The sequence below is a fragment of the Methylobacterium frigidaeris genome (genome assembly GCF_022179185.1).
GTDB lineage: Bacteria > Pseudomonadota > Alphaproteobacteria > Rhizobiales > Beijerinckiaceae > Methylobacterium > Methylobacterium frigidaeris.
Genome location: NZ_BPQJ01000114.1, coordinates 1 through 1,532, shown reverse-complemented (window position 1 = coordinate 1,532; position 1,532 = coordinate 1). Strand labels below are relative to the sequence as shown.

The window sequence follows — 1,532 nt, the reverse complement described above, 5'->3', positions numbered from 1 at the left end:
CAGGCTGTGTGAGAACGCGGTTTTGGTGGATGGGCAGGTGAGTGAGCCCTTGCAGCGAACTCGCGTGCATAGGTCGGCTCACGCCCGGATCGCCGAGATCAGCGCTCCAACCCCGACGATCTGGATCATCCGCTTCATGTTGTAGGCCAGAACCTGCAAGCTCATCTCTGTTCTGACCTTTGCGAGTGTTCGGGTCAGGAAGTGAGTCGCTCCCATCCAGGCCTTCAGCGTGCCGAACGGATGCTCCACGGTCTGGCGACGGATCAGCATCGCCTCCGGCATCCGGTCGAGCCGCTCCTGCATCGCATCGAGCACGCCCTCGTGCACCCAGCGCTTGACCCGTCTCGTCTTCGCAGGTGTGCAGCGGGGTTTGAGCGTGCAGCCCGCGCAAGCCGCCGGGTTACGGTAGTGGTCCATCGCGTCATCCTCGGCCCGGCGGTCGGACCGGGCCACCCCCTTGGTCAGGTGCTGGCCGGCGGGGCAGGTGTAGTGGTCCTTCTCGGCGTCGTAGATGAAGTCTTGTCCTGTAAAGAGGCCGAGCTTGGCGTGGCCCGAGGTGAGGGTCTTGGGTACGCACGGCAGCAGGCCAGTGCCTTCGCACGCCAGAACTTGATCCCCGTTGAGGTAGCCCCGGTCAGCCAGCACCGTGAGCGTGGTGCATCCCGTCGCCTCTTGGGCCAGGAGCCCCATCGGAACGAGCTGGGCGCGGTCGCTGCCGACGTTGGTCACGGCGTGGGCGACGATCAAGTGATGCTCGGCATCGACCGCCGCCTGAACGTTGTAGCCGACGATCCCGGTTCCCTTGCCGCTGGTGGCCATCGAGCGAGCATCAGGATCAGTCAACGAGACCTGCTGGTCGGGTGCCTCCTCGACCTGCTGGCGCATCGCCTGCAAGTCCTTCATCTGCTCGCGCAGAGCCGTGATCTTCTCGGTGAGCCGTGTTGTTCGCGCCTCGGCGACGTCGCTCGGCTGGCGGTCGGCCCGGTCTAAGGCCGCGAGATAGCGGGCGACGCTCGTCTCGACCTGAGCCATGCGTGCCTCGACCTTGGCGACCGTGAAGTTCTTGTCGCGATTGTTGACCGCCTTGAACTTGCTGCCGTCGATCGCGACCACTGCCTTGCTGAACAGGTTCAGGCGACGGCACAGGACGACGAACTGTGCGCAGGTGGCCTGGATCGCCGGTCCATTGTTCTTGCGGAAGTCGGCCAGGGTCTTGAAGTCGGGCATCAGCCGGCCGGTCAGCCACATCAACTCGATGTTGCGCTGGGTCTCGCGTTCGAGGCGGCGGCTCGAGGGTACGCGGTTGAGGTAGCCGTAGAGGTAGATCTTGAGCAGCGTCGCCGGATCGTAGGCTGGACGACCGGTCGCCTCGGGCACGGCTCTGACAAACCCGAGGGTGGCGAGATCAAGCTCGTCGACGAAGACTTCGACGAGGCGGACCGGGTTGTCCGCCGCCACATAATCATCGAGGCAGTCGGGCAGGAGCGTGCTCTGACGACGATCATCACCGGCGATGAAGCGGGACATCCCGA

1 protein-coding gene is annotated in these 1,532 nt (G+C 64.7%); it reads right to left on the bottom strand.

The window, feature by feature from the left end:
• Nucleotides 1-78 precede the first annotated feature (78 nt).
• A complete protein-coding gene (locus tag MFF64_RS36445) occupies nucleotides 79-1,527 on the bottom strand; it encodes an IS1182 family transposase (RefSeq protein ID WP_238193895.1) in 1,449 nt (482 codons plus the stop codon).
• Nucleotides 1,528-1,532 lie beyond the last annotated feature (5 nt).